The sequence below is a fragment of the Bradyrhizobium sp. 215_C5_N1_1 genome, from assembly GCF_052075935.1.
Classification (GTDB): domain Bacteria; phylum Pseudomonadota; class Alphaproteobacteria; order Rhizobiales; family Xanthobacteraceae; genus Bradyrhizobium; species Bradyrhizobium barranii.
This window is the reverse complement of the sequence record NZ_CP197228.1, coordinates 8,455,652-8,474,557: the sequence shown is the minus strand read 5'-3', so window position 1 is coordinate 8,474,557 and position 18,906 is coordinate 8,455,652. Positions and strand designations below refer to the sequence as shown.

The following is an 18,906-nucleotide window of genomic DNA, read 5'->3' as shown; positions in this document are numbered from 1 at the left end:
GCTCGGAAGTGGTGTGATGCGTAACATAATGATCCTCGCGGCCATCATGATCGGCCTCGGCACGTTCATGGCGCAGATGGCGGACAGGATGAGTTCCGCCTCCGCGACGTCAGCGCCGCGCACGACGATCACGGTTGCTGCGACGGCGCCGGCCGGTGGGCGCAGCCTCGCCATCTCCCGCGATGGCCGTGGCCATTTTCAGGCCGAAGGCCGCATCGACGGCCAACGGATCGGCTTCATGATCGACACCGGCGCCTCCGTGGTCGCGCTGAACGAGAGCTCGGCCGCCCGCTTTGGCCTCCGTCCCTCGCGCGGCGAGTACAACGCCACCGTCTCGACCGCCAACGGCACCATCAAGGCGGCGCGCACGCGCATCGCCATGCTCGAGGTCGGCGGCCTCGTCGTGCGCGACGTCGACGCCATGGTGCTGCCGGACGAGGCTCTGTCGGAGAACCTGCTCGGCCTCTCCTTCCTGTCCCGCCTCAAGCGCTTCGAATACGCCAACGGCCAGATGGTGCTGGAGCAGTAAGCCGCCTCAAAGGCGCTCACCGCGCCGACGAACGGTCGTTCGCACGGATTTTTTCAGGACGGCATTGGCGGAAGTCTCGCGCCGGGCCGCGTTTTCCCGTTACCAAACTGCCGCAATTATAAGCCATAAGCTGCCATTCCCGCCTTCCGCTGCGGCCCGGCATTCGCTAAGGCTGCATCAATTCCCGCCATTTTCACGAGACCGTCTCAATGTTCCCCAAGCCGAAATCCGTCTTGTTGCCCAACACCTATGCCTTCGAATCCGAGCCGATGGTGAAGGCCACGGGTTTTCGCGAATACGACGCGCGCTGGTTGTTCCAGAAGGAAATCAACCTGATGGGAATCCAGGCGCTCGGCATGGGGCTGGGCGCGCTGATTGCGGAGCTCGGCGTCAAGCAGGAGATCGTCACCGGCCATGATTTCCGCGGCTATTCGGCCTCGATCAAATATGCGCTGATTTCCGGCCTGATGGCTGCGGGCTGCAAGGTGCACGATATCGGGCTCGCGGTGACGCCGATGGCCTATTTCGCGCAGTTCGATCTCGACGTGCCCTGCTGCGCCATGGTCACGGCCTCGCACAACGACAACGGCTGGACCGGCGTGAAGATGGGCGCCAACCGCCCGCTGACCTTCGGCCCCGACGAGATGACGCGGCTGAAGGAGATCGTGCTCAACGCCGAATTCAAGAACAAGGCCGGCGGCTCCTACCAGTTCCACGAGAATTATCCGGCGCGCTATATCGCCGATCTCACCGGCCGTCCGAAGCTGACCCGCAAGCTCAAGGTCGTCGCCGCCTGCGGCAACGGCACTGCCGGCGCGTTCGCGCCGCAGGTGCTGGAGGCGATCGGCTGCGAGGTGATCCCGCTCGACACCGAGCTCGACCACACCTTCCCGAAATACAATCCGAATCCGGAAGACATGGAAATGCTGCACGCGATCCGCGACGCGGTGCTGCATCACAAGGCCGATGTCGGTCTCGGCTTCGACGGTGACGGCGATCGCTGCGGCGTCGTCGACAACACCGGCGAGGAAATCTTTGCCGACAAGGTCGGCGTGATGCTCGCCCGCGACATGTCGGCGATCCACAAGGATGCGCATTTCATCGTCGACGTGAAGTCGACCGGTCTGTTTGTCACCGATCCCGTGCTGCAGAAGCAGGGCGCCAAGGTCGCCTATTGGAAGACCGGCCATTCCTACATGAAGCGCCGCACCCACGAGACGGGTGCGCTCGCGGGCTTCGAGAAGTCCGGCCACTTCTTCTTCAACAAGCCGTATGGACGCGGCTACGACGACGGCCTGGTGTCGGCACTCGCGATCTGCGACATGCTCGACCGCGCGCCGGGCAAGTCGATGGCCGATCTGAAGAACGCGCTGCCGAAAACCTGGTCGTCGCCGACCATGTCACCGCATTGCGCCGACGAGACCAAATACGGCGTCATCGACCAGGTGGTGAAGCATTTTGAAGGCTTGCAGGCCAAGGGCGCCAAGATCGGCGGCCAGGCGATCCGCGATCTCGTCACCGTCAACGGCGTACGCGTCACGGTCGAGGACGGCAGCTGGGGCCTGGTGCGCGCGTCCTCCAACAAGCCCGAGCTCGTCGTCGTGGTCGAGAGCCCGGTCTCCGAGCAGCGCATGCACGACATGTTCGAGATGGTGAACAGCGTGCTCCGCACGCATCCCGAAGTCGGCGCGTACAATCAGACGATTTGAGGGGCATCAGGGAGCACAACCCGCGCCGCAAATCTCCGCTGTCATGCCCCGGCTTGACCGGGGCATCCAGTACGCCGCAGCTTCTCCGTATCCAATCGCCGCCTCTGGAATACTGGATCGCCCGGTCAAGGCCGGGCGATGACAGCTTCCTTGTGGTGAGACCTGAGAACTAAGCCTCTAAGCCGCCACCACCGCCGGGATCGGCAGCGCGGTGACCGACTTGATCTTCTCCATCGCGAAGCGCGAGGTGACGTTCTTCAGCGGCACGGCGCTGATCAGCTTCTTGTAGAACACGTCATAGGCCTGCATGTCGGCGACCACGACGCGCAGCATGTAGTCGACGTCGCCGGCCATGCGGTAAAATTCCATCACCTCGGGCATGGCACTCACGGCCTCGGCGAACTTCTTCAGCCAGGCGTCCGAATGGTCGGCGCTCTCGACTGACACGAATACGGAGATGCCGAGCCCGATCTTGTTCTGGTCGACCAGGGCGACGCGCTTCAGGATCACGCCGTCGGCCTCGAGGCGCTGGATGCGCTTCCAGCAGGGGGTCGAGGACAGCCCGACGCGGTCGCCGATCTCGGCGACGGAGAGGGACGCATCCTCCTGGAGCACCATCAGAATCTTGCGGTCGATGGCATCGAGGCGGCGGCTGGTCTCGGGGAGTTGCACGGCGAGGTCAGTCATTTGAAGAACTTTGTTCCATTTCAGGGGCTGATTTCCCTGATATAGAGAAAATCTTTCCACGGCAAGCCTATAATCTCGGCGTAACAGTGGAACTTCTCTAGAGCCTGCCTCGTAAAAGCTCTTCAACTTCAACGCGTTGTGGGGCGGCCATGCCGCCACCGTGGCGGGTGCATTTCAGCGCTGCGGCGGTCGCGGCGAATCGCAGCGCCTCCCGCACCTCCGCGCCCTCGGCGAGGCCAAGCGTGAAGGCGCCATGGAAAACGTCGCCGGCCCCGAGCGTATCGACCGCCTGAACCGGGAAGGCCGGGGTCTCCTCCAGCTTGCCCGCCTCGTTCAGCCAGATCGTGCCGCGCGGGCCGCGCGTGGCGGCGAGAAGGGCCGGCGTCAGCCCTGCCAGGCGCTTCAATGCCTCGCCGTCATCGGCGACACCGGCCGTCTCCTGCACCTGGTCGCTGGCGAACAGCACGTGCGAGGCGGCCGTGAGCAGGCCGTCCTGCAACGACATCGCGCGATCGACGCCGACGATGACAGGAATGCCGCGCCGTCGCGCCTCGGCGCAGAGATCGATACAAAGGGCGCCGCAGCGGCTCTCGACGAGGACCGCCCGGCAATCGGCGAGCAGCGCGTCACCGTCCGGCAGCTTCACGCTCCACAGGCCGGGATCGCGATAGATCGTCAGCGTCCGCTCGCCCGAGGGCTCGATCAGGATCGCGGAGACCGGCGTGGTCAGGCCGGGCACGCGCACCACGTGCGTCGTGTCGATGCCTTCACTGGCCATCTGTTCGAGAATGAAGCCGCTCGACGCTTCCCGTGCATCGCCCATCGGTCCTGCGAAGGAGACCCGGCCACCGAGCCGCGCGATGGCGATCGCAGCATTGAGCGCGTTGCCGCCGCAGATCTCGGCGAGATGCGTGGCGTTGGCCTTGCTGCCGCGCGCGGGCACGGCCTCGACGCGAAAGGTGAGGTCGCGCACGGGAATGCCGATGCAAAGGATGTGCGGCGCGGTCCCTGATATGGCCACCGGCGGCCCCAGCTTACGCGCCGGTCTTGTCGTGCACCCAGCGGCCGAGCAGGTGGTGGGCGATCGCGAACGGATGCGGGCCGGCGAGCCCGTCCGGATGCGTCCGCGTCAGCATCAGCGCGGCCTCCTCGCGGGTGAACCAGCGCGCGTCCTCCAGCTCGGAATGATCGACGACGACGTCCTCGTTGAGCGCCCGCGCGCTGCAGCCGATCATCAGCGACGATGGATAGGGCCAGGGCTGCGTCATGTAATACTGCACGTCGGTGCAGCGGATTCCGGATTCTTCGAGGATTTCCCGGCGTACCGCGTCCTCGATGGTCTCGGCGGCCTCGACGAAGCCGGCGAGACAGGAATACATCCCCGGCGGGAACTGCTTCTGGCGGCCGAGCAGGCACTTCTCGCCGGAGGCGACCAGCATGATCACGACGGGATCGGTGCGCGGAAAGTGCTCGGCCTTGCAAGCAGGGCACTCGCGCTTCCAGCCGCCTTCCTTCATCGCGCTCCGCGTGCCGCAATTGGCGCAATAGCCGTGGCGCTGATGCCAGCTCACCATCGACTTCGCCATCGCGATCGCCGAGAGCTCGCCGGGCGGAATCGCGCCCTGCATCGCCATGCCGCGCAGCTCGGTGACGGTGTAGTCCTCGCGGCCGATCAGCTTCTCGGCCGCCGCCTGCGACATCCCCATGCCGAACACCGCGGCGCCGTCGCGCAGGCCTAAGAAGATCGTGCCGGGGTTGGCGCCGCATTTCAGCGCCTCGTCTACTCCCAGCAGCGCGCGCGCCTTGTCGCCCTCGCGCTTCACCAGCAGCGAGTCGCGGTAGACGACATAGGCGCGCGACAATGGCTTCTGCTCCATCGCGAACAGCTTTTCGTCGTCGCGGCGCAGATGCGCGGCGCGATCGAGGACGTTGGTGACGAAGGCCGGCTGTCCCAGCGGAAACGAGTCGAATGCTGACATTTCTTGTTCTCAACCCAACCAGATCTTGCGGCGAAGCGCGCTGATGAAAGTCTGCACCTCGGTGGCGTCATGCGCCAAGGGCTTCATCACGCCCCAGACCGGCCGCGGCCATGCAGCGTCGCTGGTCCGGCGTGCGATGATGTGGACGTGAAGCTGCGGCACGAGGTTGCCGAGCGCGGCGACATTGAGCTTGTCGCATTTGGTGATCTCTTTCAGCGCGCGCGAGACGCGGGAGATCTCCGTCATGAGTTGCGCCTGCTCCACCTCGTCGAGATCGATGATCTCGACCGCATCGGGTCGCCGCGGCACCAGCAGCAGCCAGGGATAATGCGCGTCCTTGATGACCAGGACCTTCGAGAGCGGCAGGTCGCCGATGTCGATGGTGTCCTCTTTCAGGCGGGAGTGCAGCGACCAGGCGGGTTCAGACATATGCGTTTCCGGATGGCCCGATGGGGGCGGGCTTGTTTGGCCGGACCATACGATACGGAGTTAGCTAGGGGAAGGTTAGGGACCGCGGGGGCGGCATGCTCCGCTGTCGTCCCGGGGCGCGCAAAGCGCGAGCCCGGGACCCATAACCACAGAGAGAAGTTTGGCGAAGATGCGTGGTGACCAGCTCGCGCGACAACCCCTCCCTGTGGTTATGGATTCCGGGCTCGCGCTACGCGCGCCCCGGAATGACGAACTCACGCCTCCGCAAGCACCCGCGCATTGGCGCGGACGGAGGCCTCGCTGACGCGGATCCCGAGGCCCGGGCCGTCGGGCACCACGACATGGCCGGCGCGGTTGGCAACGCGCTCTTCCAGCACGTCCTCGGTCAGCACGTGATGCGGCATGTAGAATTCGCAGCCGAGCGAGATGCCCGGCGTTGCCGCGATCAGCTGCGTCCCGGCGGCAAGCCCGATGCCGCCCTCCCACAGCGTGCCGCCATAGCCGGGCAGGCCGGCGATGTCGGCGATCGCCATGATCGCCTGCGCCTCGAACAGGCCGCCGGCTTTCATCAGCTTGATCGAGACGGCATCGGCGGCTTCGCGGCGCACCACCTCCATCATGTCGCGGCGGTCGAAGCAGCTTTCGTCGGCGAGAACGGGTGTTTCCAGCGCCGCGGTGAGCTGCGCCATCACGTCGAGATATTTGCGCGGCACCGGCTGCTCGATGAAGGTCGGTGCGAATTCCTCGATGTCGCGCAAAATCTTGATCGCGCCGAACGGCGCCAGCGCCTGGTTGTAATCGACGCGCAGATCGACCTTGTCGCCGAATTCCTTGCGGATCGCTTCGAGATGATCGAGATCCTCGCGATGCGGCTTCACGCCGGTCTTGACCTTGTAGATGACGTTGCCGTCCGGAACCATTTTTCGCATGCGTTCGAGATCGGCGGCGAAATCGGGATCGGCGATGGAGAAGGAGAGGGGAATCGTGTCGCGCACGCGGCCGCCGAGCAGGTCGGCGACCGACAATCCCGACGACTTGCCGACGATGTCGAGCAGCGCCATCTCGATCGCGACCTTGGCCTCGGCATGACCGACCAGCGCGCGGTCGAGCTCGGTCATCAGCGCGCGGATGCGGCGCACGGGTTTGCCGAGCACGATCGGCCGCAGATAGATGTCGAGCGCGGAGAAGGCCGCTTCCGGCGTCCCCGTGAACACTTCCCACGGTGCCGCCTCGCCCCAGCCGATCACGCCGTCGCTCGCGGTGAGCTCGATCAGCACGCGCTTCACCGTGCCCTTGACGTTGCCGACGCCTTGGAGGCGCGCCATCTTGATCGGGCTCTCGATCAGGAACAGCCTGATGCGTTCGACGGTTGCTTCGGTCATGTCAGGCCTCCATTGACGTGCCAGACCTGGCCGGTGACGTAGGACGCCTTCGGTGATGCCAGGAAGGCGATGATCTCGGCCACTTCTTCCGGCCGCCCGCGGCGGCGCATCGGGATCAGCGCCTCGGTGGTGGCGATCTGCTCGGGCGAGAGCCGGCTCTCGCTCGGCTTGTCCTTGATGATGAGGCCGGGTGACACAGCATTGACGGTGATGCCGTCTTTTGCGAGCTCGATCGCGGTGAGACGCACCAGCGCTTCGAGCGCGGAGCGGCTTGCCGCCGTTGCGGCAAAGGGTGCGAATTCCGGCCGGATCGCATGCGCGACGAAAGAGGACACCGCCACGATCCGCGTATCGCGCCCGGCACGCAGCAGCGGCAGCGCGGCGTCGACCAGCCGCGTGAACGCCAGCGCCGATTCGTCCATCGCCTGCCGGAACTGATCCGCCGGCGTGCCGATCGCGCTGCCGCGGCGGGCATGACCGCCGACCAGGATCAATCCGTCGAGCCGTCCGAAAACGCGTTGCGCGGCGGCGACGGCGTCGGTAACGGCTGCTTCCTCGGCGAGATCGCCGAGGCATTTTGCGACGGCGGCGCCTTTCGCTTCGGCTTCGGCCGCGGCGGCATCGAGACCTTCCGCGTTCGAGCGGGTGTGGAGCAGCAGCGCGGTGCCGGGGGCCGCGAGCAGTTTTGCGGTGGCGCGGCCGATGCCGCTGGCGGCACCGGTAACGAGATAGGCGCGATCGATATCAGGCATCACGGTGCTACGTTGGCCGGCGGCAACGCGCCGGTGCGGTGGAAATGGCTGAGGAAGGCGCGCGTCGCGGCTTCCTGCGGATTGTCGATCACCTGCCGCGCCGGACCTTCCTCGACCACGACGCCGTCGCGCATGAAGATGAGGCGGTCGGCGACCTCGCGGGCGAAGGCGATCTCATGGGTCACGATCACCATGGTCATGCCTTCCGAGGCCAGCCGCTGCATGACGGCGAGCACCTCGCCGACGAGCTCGGGATCGAGCGCCGAGGTGGCCTCGTCGAACAGCATCACGTCCGGCTCCATCGCGAGCGCACGTGCGATCGCGACGCGCTGCTTCTGCCCGCCGGACAGCGTCGCCGGATATTGGTCGGCCTTCTCCGCAAGGCCCACCTTGGCAAGCTGCGCGCGCGCGAGCTTCTCGGCGTCCGCCCTGGCCATGCGGCGCACCGTGACGGGCCCCTCCATGACGTTCTGAAGCGTCGTCATGTGCGGGAACAAATTGAAATGCTGGAACACCATGCCGGTGGTGGTGCGGAATTTGGCGAGTGTCTTCACGTCCGGAAGCTTGGCGCCTTCGCCGAATTGGAAGCTTGTGTCGCCGACGCGGACGCTGCCGCCGTCGGGCACGACCAGCAGATTGATGCAGCGGAGCAGTGTCGACTTGCCGGAGCCGGATGGGCCGATCAGCGCCACCACGCCCCCCTTGGCCACGTCGAGGCTGATGTTCTTCAGAACCTCGTTGCTGCCAAAGCTCTTGCGAAGGCTGCGGATCTCGATCTTCGAAGTGTTCCTGGATGGCTCGCTCATTCGCTGACCGCCAGTCGCTTCTCGCCGCGGCGGACGATGATGGTCAAGGGAATCAGGATCGCCGCATAGGCGACCGCGACCGCGGTGTAGGTCTCGAGCGGCCGGTAGCTGTCATGGGCGGCGACCTGGCTCTGGTAGACGAGGTCGGGCACGGCGAGCACCGAAACCAGCGAGGTGTTCTTGAACTGGATGATCGACTGGTTCATCAGCGCCGGGATCATGCGCTTGATCGCTTGCGGAAGCACGATGCGCCGCATGCTCTGTCCCGGCGTCATGCCGAGCGCGGCGCCGGCTTCCGACTGGCCTTTGTCGATCGAGATGATGCCGCCGCGGATGATCTCGGAATAGAACGAGCCGCCATAGAGCGAGAGTGCGAGCGCCGAGGCCGTGATCGGCGTCATCTCGACGCCGGCCAGGATCGGCAGCGCGTAATAGAACCAGATCAGCTGCACCAGGATCGGCGTGCAGCGGAACGCCTCGATGAAGGTGAGGGCGAGGAGACGCACCGCCTTGAAGCGCGACAGGCTGCCGAACGCGCCGAACAGGCCGAAGACGAGACCGAGCACGACGATGACCACGGTGAAGCCGACGGTGACGCCGAGCCCGTTGAGAAAGAGCCAGCGATAGCTCCAGAGGATGCCGAAGTCCCACTGATACATGCGTGCGTTACTTTTACCCGATGTCAGTTCAGAAACTTGTCGTCATGCCCGGGCGTAGCCGTCCGAAGGACGGCGTCGCTTCCGCTCGCCTATGTCCCGGGCATCCACGTTCTTGGTGCCGCGAGTCAGGCGTGGATGGCCGGGACAAGCCCGGCCATGACGGTGTGGATACTTCAGGCGCTCATCACCTACAGCGAAACGCCCGGCGGAATGTCCGCTTCGGTCACGCCCACCAGCTCCATGTTGGTGATGATCGCGTTGCGGATGAAGCCGAGGCCCTTGTTGAAGTCGATCCAGGTGTTGACGTAGTCGCGGAAGGTCTTGTCGTTCTCGCGGCGGAAGCCGGCGTTCGACGTGGTGGCGAAGATCGGCGTCGGCAGCACGAACTGGCCGAGCGAGGGATTCTTCTTCAACACGGTCAGCGACAGCATGGTGATCAGGCACTGCGCGTCGACGCGGCCGGTTTGCAGCGCGGCGGTGGCATCGTCGGCGGTCTTCAGTCGCGAGATCTGCGCCTTCGGCGTCAGGCGGCTGACGACCTGGTCGTGCGACGAGCCCTGGTCGACGGCGATCTTGACGTCGGGCGAGTTCAGCTCGGCCCAGCTCTTCGGCTTGAAGTCCTTCTTGCAGAGGATGCCGAAGGCGTTGTTGAAGACCGGCACCGAGAAGTCGACCACCAGCGCGCGCTTCGGGGTCGGGTTGAGGCCGAAGAAGATGTCGATCTTGTTGGACTGCAGATCGAGCACCGAATTGCCCCAGGTGGTCTCGGTGATCTCGAGCTCGGCCTCCATGTCGTCGGCGAGCGCCTTGGCGATGTCGATGTAGAAGCCCTTCCACTGGCCGCTGGCGAGGTCCTTCATGTAATAGGGCGCGCCGCCGCCGACCGCGCCGATCCGCATCTTCTTGGTGCGGCGAATGCGGGCAAAGGTCGATTCGTTGGAATCCGCTGCGGTCTGCGCCACGGCCGGTGAGGCCAGCGTGGCTGCAGCCATCGCGCCAAGTCCGACAATCGATGCGACATCACGACGTGTAACCATTTTGAGGAATCGCTTTTCTGGTTGGATGAAGGTGAGTGGTTGATCTCGCGCGAAAAATTCGCCCATCAATCGGCGTCAGCCGGCTGAAAAATGCTCAGGATCGGATTTTCGCGCACCCTTTGTTTCGGTTCCGGCAGGATTTCATAGAAAGGCGCTGCCGGGCGGGCCCTGTCAAGACTCGATTGCCTCAGGGATGTGCGGGGCCTCGAAGATAGGCAGGGAGCCCATCGGCCATGACGCTTTCCGAGGCGAACGTCCGCATCTGCACTTCGCGACGATGCGCGAGGGAAGGCCCGGCGAGCGCGTCGGCTCGAGCTATTTTCGCGAGAAAATTGAGAGGTTTCGGCGGTTCGCTTTAAAAATGCGAACGGCGCCCTGTCGGCGCCGTTCGCCGAAGACGGCGAGAGGTCGGTGCGGATCGACCGACCCTATTCCGCGGCCTTTTCCGTTCCCTTGGCACGAACGGTCGCGAGGCGCGTCAGCGCGTCGCGGACGCCCGCGCCATAGGCGGGATCGGCCTTGGTGCAATTGGCGATGTGCCGTTCCTGGATCGCGATGGCCGCCGCTCCGACGGCGCGCGCCGTGTTGTCGAACAAGGCCTGCCGCTGGGCTGCGTTCATCTTGCGAAAGAGGTCGCCGGGCTGCCGATAGTGATCGTCGTCGATGCGGTGATCCCAATGTGCGGCTGCACCATCGATCTCGAGCGGCGGCTCGTTGAGATCGGGCTGGTCCGTCCACTCGCCACGGCTGTTCGGGAAATAGGTCGGCGTCCTCCCGAGATTGCCGTCGGTCCGCATTGCGCCATCGCGATGGTAGCTGTGATACGGGCATTTCGGCGCGTTGACCGGGATCAGATGATGGTTGACGCCGAGGCGATAGCGCGCCGCGTCCCCGTAGGAGAACAGCCTCGCCTGCAGCATCTTGTCGGGCGAGAAGCCGATGCCCGGAACGACGTGGGCCGGCGAGAAGGAGGCCTGTTCGACCTCGGCGAAGACGTTTTCCGGATTGCGGTTCAGCTCGAAATAGCCGACCTCGATCAGCGGGAAGTCCGCCTTCGGCCAGATCTTGGTCAGGTCGAACGGGTTGAAGGCAAACGCCTTGGCCTGATCGTCGGTCATGATCTGCACGAACATGGTCCAGCGCGGGAAATCGCCGCATTCGATGCTCTCGAACAGGTCGCGCTGGTGAGTCTCGCGGTCCTTGCCGATGAGGGCTTCGGCCTCGGCGTCGGTCAGGTTTTCGATGCCCTGCTGCGTCCGGAAGTGAAACTTCACCCAGGTCCGCTCATTGGCGGCATTGATGAAGCTGTAGGTATGGCTGCCAAAGCCATGCATGTGCCTGAAGCTTCTGGGAAGGCCGCGCTCGCTCATCACGATGGTAACCTGGTGCAGAGCCTCCGGCAGCAACGTCCAGAAATCCCAATTGTTGTCGGCGCTGCGCATTCCGGTTCGGGGATCGCGCTTGATCGCATGATTGAGGTCGGGAAAGCGCAAGGGATCGCGGAAGAAGAACACGGGCGTGTTGTTGCCCACCATGTCCCAATTGCCTTCCTCGGTGTAGAACTTCAGCGCAAAGCCGCGGATGTCGCGTTCGGCGTCGGCTGCGCCGCGCTCGCCGGCAACGGTCGAGAACCGCGCGAACATCGGCGTCTGCTTGCCGACTTCCGAGAAGATCTTCGCCTTGGTGTATCGGGTGATCTCATTGGTCACGGTGAAGGTGCCGAAGGCGCCGGAACCCTTGGCATGCATCCGTCGCTCCGGGATCACTTCGCGATCGAAATGTGCTAGCTTCTCGATCAGCCAGACGTCTTGCAGCAGCGCGGGCCCGCGGCGGCCCGCGGTCATGATGTTGAGGTTATCGCTGACGGGCGCGCCCGTCGCATGGGTCAAACGTTTCGGCTCATCGGCCATGGGATGCTCCTGAATATGGGGTCATTGGCTATTGCTGCCCGCGTGCGAAATCTCAGGCTCGCATGGGTCCACAGCAGTCGATTTCGAGATCGCACTGTCCTTGCGCGAACGCCGGTCAACCGTGCCAATGCGAGTTGCGGATGACGCTGCAGAAATTGCCGCGATGGAAATGCGGCTCCTTGTCGGCGATGACGTCGGCCTTGACGTTGCCGAACGTCGTATCGGGCCGATGCTTGATGCCGTCGTAGAAGGCCTGGATGATGTCTTCCTTGAAGTGCGGCGTGCGCGGAAAGGCGTTCACGACCGCCTCGCGCTCCGCGTCGGAATATTCGTCGTAGGTGAGCCCGAGCACGTCCATCTCGACGCCCGCGGTCACCAGCGCGACGACGGGGTGCATGTGCTGGGGGACGCCCGGCGTGGTGTGCAGGGCGATCGCGGTCCACACCGTGTAGGCGTCGGCTTCCGAAATGCCGTGGCTGCGCAGGAAATCGCGCGCGGCATGCGCGCCGTCGACCTCGAACCGCTCGTGTTGGCTGCCATGGCCCGGCATCAGGCCGATGTCGTGAAACATGGCGCCGGCGTAGAGCAGTTCGCGGTCGAACGTCAGCCCACGGCGGACGCCGGCCATCGCGCCGAACTGGTAGACGCGGCTGGAATGGTTGAAGAGCAGGTCCGTTTCGGTATCGCGGACGTATTCGGTGATGGCGCGCGCCAGCTTGCTGTCGGGAATGACGGCGGCCTCGGTGATTTCTGACATGAGCAGCTCCTGAAATTTTGGATCGCGTCCACTGTAAATCCGGGCTACGTTGTCTTAAATCGACGTAATACGTCAAAAACGGACAAATCCGGATCGAGGCGGACATGGGTGCAAAGCCGAAACCAAGGACGGTTGTGATCGTGGCGCTGCCAGGCGTGCAGCTGCTCGATGTCGCAGGGCCGCTCGATGTGTTCGCCGAGGCGAACGTGCAGGCCGGCTATCCCGCCTATGCCTTGTTCGTGGCGGGCGCGGAGCCAGGGCCGATCCGCAGTTCCTCAGGCGTCCAGCTGATGCCCGACCGAATCGTCGACCGCGACTTCCAGGAGCCGATCGACACCTTGCTGGTGGCGGGATGCCCGAACGCGGCCGAAGTCCCGGCGGACGGGAGCGTGATCGACTGGCTGCGGCGGCGGGCTTCGCGGACCCGCAGATTCGGCTCGGTTTGCAGCGGGGCCTTCTTCCTTGCCGCCGCCGGTCTCCTTGATGGCAGGCGGGTCACGACGCATTGGGCGGTCGCAGACATGCTGGCCAGCAAATTCCCGTCGGTCACCGTGGACAAGGATGCCATCTACGTCACCGACGGCAAGCTCCGCACGGCCGCCGGCGTGACCGCAGGGCTCGACCTCGCGCTGGCACTGGTCGAGGAAGATCTCGGGCGCGACACGGCCATGAGAGTCGCAAGCCAGCTCGTGATGTTCTTCAAGCGCCCGGGTGGGCAGATGCAGTTCACCCGCAAGGGCGAGGCTGTTCCCGCCGGCCGCGCCGCATTGCAGGAGCTGCAGCGCTGGGTCGCCGCCAATCCCGGGCTCGACCACAGCGTTGCGAGCCTGGCGACGCGCATGGAGCTCAGCCCGAGGCACTTTGCACGGCTGTTCCGCGCCGAGGTGGGCGTCACGCCTGCGACCTGGGTCGAGGAAGCCCGCGTCAATGCGGCGAGGCGGCTGCTCGAGTTTGGCAATGAAGCCCCGAAGCAGGTGGCGCTCCATTGTGGATTCGCCGATGCCGATACGCTGCGCCGCGCGTTCAATCGTCACGTCGGCGTGACGCCCGCCGAGTATCGCAAGCGGTTTGCGCGAATCACGTAGGTTCCAGCTCGCCAACACTGAGCCGGCTTCCGCGTCCAAATGGGCCGGCGGGGGCCGCCCAGCGGGGTGTGCGGGACCTACGGATACCCGCTTGCTTTCCCGACCTTTTGGCCCCAAATAGGGACCGGGAGATTGGCGGTGGACGAGCCACTCGCCAACCGGGTCAGGTCCGGAAGGAAGCAGCCCTAACGAGGTCCGGATCGGGTCGCTCGTCAGTCTCCTACCTGTTTTTCCGAGCGAATTGCGCCGGCGGGCTTCCCGTCAGCGCGCTCCTTTCCGCAAAAGCCGGGCGAAAGACATTCCATTGCGGATCGACCGATGACCGACGCTGGCGCCCCTCCCAACCCCGACAGCGCCGGCCAGGCCAGCACGCCCTACCGGGTGCTGGCGCGCAAATACCGGCCCTCCAGCTTCGACGATCTGATCGGCCAGGAGGCCGTGGTGCGCACCGTCTCGAACGCGTTCGAGACCGGGCGCATTCCGCAGGCCTGGATCCTCACCGGCGTCCGCGGCGTCGGCAAGACCACCACCGCGCGTATCCTGGCCCGTGCGCTCAACTACGAGATGCCGGACGGATCGGTGAAGGGCCCGACCATCCACATGCCGACCCTGGGCGTGCATTGCCAGGCGATCATGGAAAGCCGGCACATGGACGTGCTGGAGATGGACGCGGCCTCGCACACCGGCGTCGACGACGTCCGCCAGATCAATGACAGCGTGCGCTACGCGCCGGCCAGCGCCCGCTACAAGGTCTACATCATCGACGAAGTCCACATGCTGTCGACGGCGGCGTTCAACGCCTTCCTGAAGACGCTGGAGGAACCGCCGGAGCACGCCAAATTCGTGTTCGCGACCACCGAGATCCGCAAGGTTCCGGTCACCGTGCTGTCGCGCTGCCAGCGTTTTGACCTGCGCCGGGTCGAGGCCGACGTGCTGATGAAGCACCTCGCCAATATCGCGGCGAAGGAGAACGTCGAGATCGAGCCCGAGGCGCTTGGCATCATCGCGCGCGCCGCGGAAGGCTCGGTGCGCGACTCTCTGTCGCTGCTCGACCAGGCGATCGCGCACGCGGCAGGCACCGTGAAGGCGGATGCGGTCAGGCAGATGCTGGGCCTCGCCGACCGCACCCGCGTCATCGACCTCTTCGATTCGCTGGCGCGCGGCGACATCGCTGCCGCTTTCAAGGAGTTCCGCGACCAGTACGACGTCGGCGCCGATCCGATCGTCGTGCTGTCGGACCTTGCCGAGTTCGTCAATTTCGTCACCCGCGTGAAGATCGTGCCGGCGACCGCCGACAACGTCGCCTATGGCGAGACCGAGCGCGTGCGCGCGCGGGATTTTGCCTCGAAGATCTCGATGCGCGTGCTGTCGCGGATGTGGCAGATGCTGCTCAAGGGCATCACCGAGGTGCAGGCCGCGACGCGCCCCGCAGCGGCCGCCGAGATGGTGCTGGTGCGCATCGCCTATGTCGCCGACCTGCCGACGCCGGACGAAGCGATCAAGATGCTGGAGCAGAACGGCGGCGGCTCGCCGGTCGTGGGCGGCGGAAGTGCCGCGCGCAGCGGCGCGCCGGGTGCGCCGGTGGCCTCCGCGGCGCCGGTTGCCTCGGCCGCGCCCATGCGCGCACCGACTTCGTCACCGTCCGCGTTCGGCGGCGGCGCCGCCCGGCCGCAGATGGCGGCGCCCGCGCCGGATCCGCAAGGAGCCGCGCCCCAGCTGCGCATCACGAGCTTCACCCAGCTCGTCGCGGTCGCCGGGCAGAAGCGCGATCTCATGATCAAGGCCGCGCTCGAAGGCGACATGCGCCTCGTCCGTTTCGAGGAGGGCCGGCTGGAAGTCGCGCTCGAGCCCAACGCCTCCAAGACCATGATCTCCGAGCTTGCGCGAAAATTCGAGCTCTGGACCGGCCGGCGCTGGACCGTGATCGTCTCCAACGAGCAGGGCCAGCCGACGCTGCGCTCGGTGAACCACGCGGCGAAGCAGGAACATGCGCGCTCCGCTGAAGCCGATCCGCGCGTGCAGGAGGTGCTGTCGCGTTTTCCCGGTGCGAAGGTCGTCGAGGTCCGCAGGCTTGCCCCCGAGGCGCCGGAAACCAATATGAATGCGGACTATGGCAGTGACGATCCGCCCGATGGTTCCGACGGCGACGATCTCTAGAGCATGATCCGGACCCGAAGGGCCGCGTAGCGCAAAGTGTGAAGCGGTTTTCCGATTAGATCATGCTCAAACCAAGAGTTAAGGCGCGATGACGAGTCATCGCGCAACCAAGGACAGCACCGATGGTCGATATTTTCGGCATGATGAAGCAGGCGCAGCAGCTGCAATCCAAGATGCAGGAGATGCAGGATCAGCTCTCCAGCGTCGAGGTCGAAGGCATCTCCGGCGGCGGTCTCGTCGCCGTGCGCATGACGGCGAAGATGGACGTGAAGGGCATCAAGATCGATCCCTCGCTGATGAAGCCGGAAGAGCGCGAGGTGCTCGAGGACCTGCTCGTCACCGCCCTCGGCGATGCCCGCCGCAAGGCCGAAACGGCCGTGCAGGAGAAGATGCAGGCGCTCACGGGCGGCCTCAGCCTGCCACCGGGTATGTTCGGCCAATAAGATGGGTTCGGTTGCAGGTCCCGAAATCGAGCGGCTGGTCCAGCTCCTCGCACGGCTGCCAGGCCTTGGTCCGCGCTCGGCGCGGCGTGCGGCGCTGCATCTGATCAAGAAGCGCGAAGCGCTGATGATGCCGCTGTCTTCGGCCCTGCAGGTCGCGCTCGACAAGGTCCAGGTCTGCAAGACCTGCGGCAATATCGACACGCAAAATCCCTGCACGGTCTGTACCGATCCGAAACGCGATGATGCAATCATCGTCGTCGTCGCCGATGTCGCCGATCTCTGGGCGCTGGAACGGGCCAATGCGACCCAGGGGCGCTATCATGTGCTCGGCGCGACATTGTCGCCGCTCGACGGCGTCGGGCCGCAGGACCTCACCATCGACGCGCTGGTGGCGCGCGCGCATGCTGCCGAGGTGCACGAGATCATCCTGGCGCTGAACGCGACGGTCGACGGCCAGACCACGGCGCACTACATCACCGACCTGCTTCAGGACGCCAACGTAAAAGTAACCCGGCTGGCCCATGGTGTGCCGGTCGGTGGCGAGCTTGATTATCTCGACGAAGGTACGCTATCGGCCGCGATGCGGCAGCGGACCTTGTTCTAGCCATCCAGACTTACGGAACGGACGACATGACGAAACTTTTCGCCACACGATCGGCTTTGGTCGCGACGATGATGCTGCTGGCGACCCCGGCCATCTCCGCGCAGCAGGACGACGGGGCGCCGCCGCCGCCGAAGCCCGGCAAGCCAATCAGTGCCGGCGAGGTGCTCTCGGGCGAATTGAACGCAATGAAGGTGCGCGACATCAAGAACGCCGGCAAGCGGATTGCGATGTACCAGATCACCTCCGAGCCGCGTCGACTGCCGGCGCCGAACGGGCTGTGCAATCTCGAGACCGGTCCTGAGACGTTCCAACTCGTCACTTCCAGCGACGCGCAGGCCACGCAGCTGAAATCGTTCGTCGGCAAGGCGATCTCGGTCAAGGTCGACGAAGTCGCCTGCGCCAGCGATCCCGGCCAGATGAGCGAAGCCGTGATCACGAAGTGGAGCTTGATCAGGAAGCAGTAGGGGGCGCCGCTCCAGCCGAGCTACCGTAGGGTGGGCAAAGGCGCAAAGCGCCGTGCCCACCATTCTCCCGGCGACGATTCAGGTGGTGGGCACGCTTCGCTTTGCCCACCCTACGGCATCGCGGGCGTAGCGCGTGCCGAGTTTACACCCTCACCGGCCCCAGCGTCTCGAAATGCCCGCGCTTCTGCAGCCAGGCCAGCAGCACAAGGCTCGGGATCGCCACCAGCACGCAGATCACGAAGAACAGCGGCCAGCCGGTCGTCTCCGCGACATAGCCCGCACTCGCTGACAGATATGTGCGCCCGACCGCGGCGAGCGCGGTGAGCAGCGCATATTGCGTCGCCGTGTGCAGCGGATTCTGGCACAGCGCGGAGAGATAGGCGACGAAGATCACGGTGCCGATGGCGCTGGTAAAGTTCTCGCAGGTGATGGCAAAGGCCAGCGCCCATTGGCTGGTGCCGACGAAGGCCAGCCAGGAGAAGGAGAGATTGGCGAGCGCCTGCACCACGCCGCCGATCCAGAGGCTGGTCGCAAGCGAATAGCGCCGCGCGAGGAAGCCGCCGGCAAAGCCGCCGATCAGCGTTGCCGCGAGGCCGACGCCCTTCACGATCGCCGCGTAATCGTTGCGGGAAAAGCCGAGGTCGATCACGAACGGCGCGGTCATCGTGCCGGAGAAGGCATCGGTGAACTTGAACAGCACGACGAAGGCGAGCGCGGCGAGCGCATCCTTGCGCGACAGGAATTCCGAGAAGGCCCCGATCGCCGCGTGCAGCACGCGCGCGAACGCCGTCTCGGTTTGTGTCGCGGCTTCCGCCCGCACCGATTGCTCGGGCTCTGTCGCGGCCAGCGCGGTGATCGTGCCGATCAGCACCATCGCCGCCATCACCACGTAGCCCCACATCCAGGCCGACGCGCGCGGAATGCCGGTGCCCTCGAAGCCGGACACGATGAACAGCGCGCCCGCGGTCGAGACCAGCATGCCGATGCGATAGGCCGCGACATAGGAAGCCATTCCGGCGGCCTGCTCGCTCTCCGGCAGGCTCTCGACGCGGAACGCGTCGACCACGATGTCCTGCGTCGAGGACGTCGTCGCGACCAGCAGCGCGCCGAGCGCGACGTAGAACGGCGAGCGCGCGGGATCGGTGAGTGCCAGCAGCAGGATCGCGATGATCAGCAGCAATTGCGAGAACAGCAGCCAGCCGCGCCGCCGTCCGAACGCGCGGGTGAACAGCGGCACATGCAGCGCATCCACCAGCGGCGCCCACAGGAATTTCAGCGTGTAGGGCGTGCCGACCAGCGCAAACAGCCCGATGGTCTTGAGGTCGACCCCGGCCTCGCGCATCCACACCAGGAGCGTGGAGCCCGACAGCGCCAGCGGCAGCCCGGACGAGAAGCCGAGGAACAGTACGATCAGCACCCGCGGTTGCAGGTACACGGCCAGGCCGTCACGCCAGGAGGTGGGGGCCGTGTCGGGGCTGGCAGGGGAGGTCGCGTCGGGTGCGGTCATGGGGAGGTGT

Annotated in this window: 19 protein-coding genes and 1 other RNA gene; 8 read left to right on the top strand and 12 right to left on the bottom strand. The window is 65.3% G+C overall.

The window, feature by feature from the left end:
* The first annotated feature begins 16 nt into the window (after positions 1–16).
* The gene (locus AB7G19_RS40925) at positions 17–529 is read left to right on the top strand and encodes a TIGR02281 family clan AA aspartic protease (protein WP_085398211.1); all 513 of its coding nucleotides are present in this window, start codon (positions 17–19) and stop codon (positions 527–529) included.
* Positions 530–738: 209 nt separating this feature from the next.
* Positions 739–2,238, top strand: coding sequence for a phosphomannomutase/phosphoglucomutase (locus AB7G19_RS40920; protein WP_085398210.1), 1,500 nt, complete (start codon positions 739–741; stop codon positions 2,236–2,238).
* Between the two features lie 177 nt (positions 2,239–2,415).
* Here the strand turns inward: AB7G19_RS40920 and AB7G19_RS40915 are convergent, their stop codons facing one another.
* From AB7G19_RS40915 to AB7G19_RS40865, 11 genes are all read right to left on the bottom strand, one after another.
* Positions 2,416–2,925, bottom strand: coding sequence for an Lrp/AsnC family transcriptional regulator (locus tag AB7G19_RS40915; RefSeq protein WP_014491365.1), 510 nt, complete (start codon positions 2,923–2,925; stop codon positions 2,416–2,418).
* Between the two features lie 97 nt (positions 2,926–3,022).
* On the bottom strand, positions 3,023–3,946 hold the full coding sequence (locus AB7G19_RS40910; RefSeq protein ID WP_439037604.1) for a sugar kinase: 924 nt from the start codon (positions 3,944–3,946) through the stop codon (positions 3,023–3,025).
* 13 nt (positions 3,947–3,959) lie between these two features.
* Complete coding sequence (gene nudC, locus AB7G19_RS40905; protein ID WP_085398524.1) at positions 3,960–4,904, bottom strand: NAD(+) diphosphatase; 945 nt, start codon at positions 4,902–4,904, stop codon at positions 3,960–3,962.
* A 9-nt stretch (positions 4,905–4,913) separates the two neighbouring features.
* Complete coding sequence (locus tag AB7G19_RS40900; protein ID WP_085398523.1) at positions 4,914–5,333, bottom strand: HIT domain-containing protein; 420 nt, start codon at positions 5,331–5,333, stop codon at positions 4,914–4,916.
* 254 nt (positions 5,334–5,587) lie between these two features.
* Entirely contained in the window at positions 5,588–6,715 is a 1,128-nt protein-coding gene (locus AB7G19_RS40895) for a muconate cycloisomerase family protein (protein WP_085398522.1), read from the bottom strand.
* Positions 6,712–7,467 (bottom strand): SDR family NAD(P)-dependent oxidoreductase, encoded by a 756-nt coding sequence (locus tag AB7G19_RS40890; protein WP_085398521.1) that lies wholly within the window; start codon positions 7,465–7,467, stop codon positions 6,712–6,714. Before AB7G19_RS40890 ends, AB7G19_RS40895 begins: the two co-directional genes overlap by 4 nt.
* Positions 7,467–8,273: an amino acid ABC transporter ATP-binding protein gene (locus AB7G19_RS40885; protein WP_085398520.1), complete on the bottom strand. Its 807-nt coding sequence runs from the start codon at positions 8,271–8,273 to the stop codon at positions 7,467–7,469. The genes AB7G19_RS40890 and AB7G19_RS40885 overlap by 1 nt, the downstream gene beginning before the upstream one ends.
* Positions 8,270–8,932, bottom strand: coding sequence for an amino acid ABC transporter permease (locus AB7G19_RS40880; protein ID WP_008131668.1), 663 nt, complete (start codon positions 8,930–8,932; stop codon positions 8,270–8,272). Before AB7G19_RS40880 ends, AB7G19_RS40885 begins: the two co-directional genes overlap by 4 nt.
* 188 nt (positions 8,933–9,120) lie before the next feature.
* Positions 9,121–9,969: a transporter substrate-binding domain-containing protein gene (locus tag AB7G19_RS40875; protein ID WP_085398526.1), complete on the bottom strand. Its 849-nt coding sequence runs from the start codon at positions 9,967–9,969 to the stop codon at positions 9,121–9,123.
* 428 nt (positions 9,970–10,397) lie between these two features.
* The gene (locus AB7G19_RS40870) at positions 10,398–11,879 is read right to left on the bottom strand and encodes a catalase (protein WP_441268801.1); all 1,482 of its coding nucleotides are present in this window, start codon (positions 11,877–11,879) and stop codon (positions 10,398–10,400) included.
* 115 nt (positions 11,880–11,994) lie between these two features.
* Positions 11,995–12,636 (bottom strand): HD domain-containing protein, encoded by a 642-nt coding sequence (locus AB7G19_RS40865; protein WP_085398518.1) that lies wholly within the window; start codon positions 12,634–12,636, stop codon positions 11,995–11,997.
* Positions 12,637–12,740: 104 nt separating this feature from the next.
* Between AB7G19_RS40865 and AB7G19_RS40860 the strand changes: the two genes are divergently transcribed.
* From AB7G19_RS40860 to AB7G19_RS40835, 6 genes are all read left to right on the top strand, one after another.
* Entirely contained in the window at positions 12,741–13,721 is a 981-nt protein-coding gene (locus AB7G19_RS40860; protein WP_085398517.1) for a GlxA family transcriptional regulator, read from the top strand.
* 127 nt (positions 13,722–13,848) lie between these two features.
* An RNA gene (gene ffs, locus AB7G19_RS40855) (signal recognition particle sRNA small type) lies at positions 13,849–13,945 on the top strand.
* A gap of 94 nt (positions 13,946–14,039) precedes the next feature.
* Complete coding sequence (locus AB7G19_RS40850; RefSeq protein WP_439037606.1) at positions 14,040–15,878, top strand: DNA polymerase III subunit gamma/tau; 1,839 nt, start codon at positions 14,040–14,042, stop codon at positions 15,876–15,878.
* Positions 15,879–16,000: 122 nt separating this feature from the next.
* On the top strand, positions 16,001–16,321 hold the full coding sequence (locus tag AB7G19_RS40845; protein WP_085398515.1) for a YbaB/EbfC family nucleoid-associated protein: 321 nt from the start codon (positions 16,001–16,003) through the stop codon (positions 16,319–16,321).
* Position 16,322: 1 nt separating this feature from the next.
* Positions 16,323–16,925 carry a recombination mediator RecR gene (recR, locus tag AB7G19_RS40840; protein ID WP_063979823.1) on the top strand — a complete coding sequence of 201 codons (603 nt, stop codon included), beginning with the start codon at positions 16,323–16,325 and terminating at the stop codon, positions 16,923–16,925.
* 26 nt (positions 16,926–16,951) lie between these two features.
* Complete coding sequence (locus AB7G19_RS40835) at positions 16,952–17,389, top strand: hypothetical protein (RefSeq protein WP_085398514.1); 438 nt, start codon at positions 16,952–16,954, stop codon at positions 17,387–17,389.
* Positions 17,390–17,531: 142 nt separating this feature from the next.
* Here the strand turns inward: AB7G19_RS40835 and AB7G19_RS40830 are convergent, their stop codons facing one another.
* Positions 17,532–18,896 (bottom strand): AmpG family muropeptide MFS transporter, encoded by a 1,365-nt coding sequence (locus AB7G19_RS40830; protein WP_085398513.1) that lies wholly within the window; start codon positions 18,894–18,896, stop codon positions 17,532–17,534.
* Positions 18,897–18,906: the final 10 nt, after the last annotated feature.

What these genes read in the sequence shown, in the direction of transcription:
- AB7G19_RS40925 (WP_085398211.1), top strand. Translation starts at nt 17, where the DNA reads ATGCGTAACATAATGATCCTCGCGGCCATCATGATCGGCCTCGGCACG.
- AB7G19_RS40920 (WP_085398210.1), top strand. Translation starts at nt 739, where the DNA reads ATGTTCCCCAAGCCGAAATCCGTCTTGTTGCCCAACACCTATGCCTTC.
- AB7G19_RS40915 (WP_014491365.1), bottom strand. Translation starts at nt 2,925, where the DNA reads ATGACTGACCTCGCCGTGCAACTCCCCGAGACCAGCCGCCGCCTCGAT.
- nudC (WP_085398524.1), bottom strand. Translation starts at nt 4,904, where the DNA reads ATGTCAGCATTCGACTCGTTTCCGCTGGGACAGCCGGCCTTCGTCACC.
- AB7G19_RS40900 (WP_085398523.1), bottom strand. Translation starts at nt 5,333, where the DNA reads ATGTCTGAACCCGCCTGGTCGCTGCACTCCCGCCTGAAAGAGGACACC.
- AB7G19_RS40895 (WP_085398522.1), bottom strand. Translation starts at nt 6,715, where the DNA reads ATGACCGAAGCAACCGTCGAACGCATCAGGCTGTTCCTGATCGAGAGC.
- AB7G19_RS40890 (WP_085398521.1), bottom strand. Translation starts at nt 7,467, where the DNA reads ATGCCTGATATCGATCGCGCCTATCTCGTTACCGGTGCCGCCAGCGGC.
- AB7G19_RS40885 (WP_085398520.1), bottom strand. Translation starts at nt 8,273, where the DNA reads ATGAGCGAGCCATCCAGGAACACTTCGAAGATCGAGATCCGCAGCCTT.
- AB7G19_RS40880 (WP_008131668.1), bottom strand. Translation starts at nt 8,932, where the DNA reads ATGTATCAGTGGGACTTCGGCATCCTCTGGAGCTATCGCTGGCTCTTT.
- AB7G19_RS40875 (WP_085398526.1), bottom strand. Translation starts at nt 9,969, where the DNA reads ATGGTTACACGTCGTGATGTCGCATCGATTGTCGGACTTGGCGCGATG.
- AB7G19_RS40870 (WP_441268801.1), bottom strand. Translation starts at nt 11,879, where the DNA reads ATGGCCGATGAGCCGAAACGTTTGACCCATGCGACGGGCGCGCCCGTC.
- AB7G19_RS40865 (WP_085398518.1), bottom strand. Translation starts at nt 12,636, where the DNA reads ATGTCAGAAATCACCGAGGCCGCCGTCATTCCCGACAGCAAGCTGGCG.
- AB7G19_RS40860 (WP_085398517.1), top strand. Translation starts at nt 12,741, where the DNA reads ATGGGTGCAAAGCCGAAACCAAGGACGGTTGTGATCGTGGCGCTGCCA.
- AB7G19_RS40850 (WP_439037606.1), top strand. Translation starts at nt 14,040, where the DNA reads ATGACCGACGCTGGCGCCCCTCCCAACCCCGACAGCGCCGGCCAGGCC.
- AB7G19_RS40845 (WP_085398515.1), top strand. Translation starts at nt 16,001, where the DNA reads ATGGTCGATATTTTCGGCATGATGAAGCAGGCGCAGCAGCTGCAATCC.
- recR (WP_063979823.1), top strand. Translation starts at nt 16,323, where the DNA reads ATGGGTTCGGTTGCAGGTCCCGAAATCGAGCGGCTGGTCCAGCTCCTC.
- AB7G19_RS40835 (WP_085398514.1), top strand. Translation starts at nt 16,952, where the DNA reads ATGACGAAACTTTTCGCCACACGATCGGCTTTGGTCGCGACGATGATG.
- AB7G19_RS40830 (WP_085398513.1), bottom strand. Translation starts at nt 18,896, where the DNA reads ATGACCGCACCCGACGCGACCTCCCCTGCCAGCCCCGACACGGCCCCC.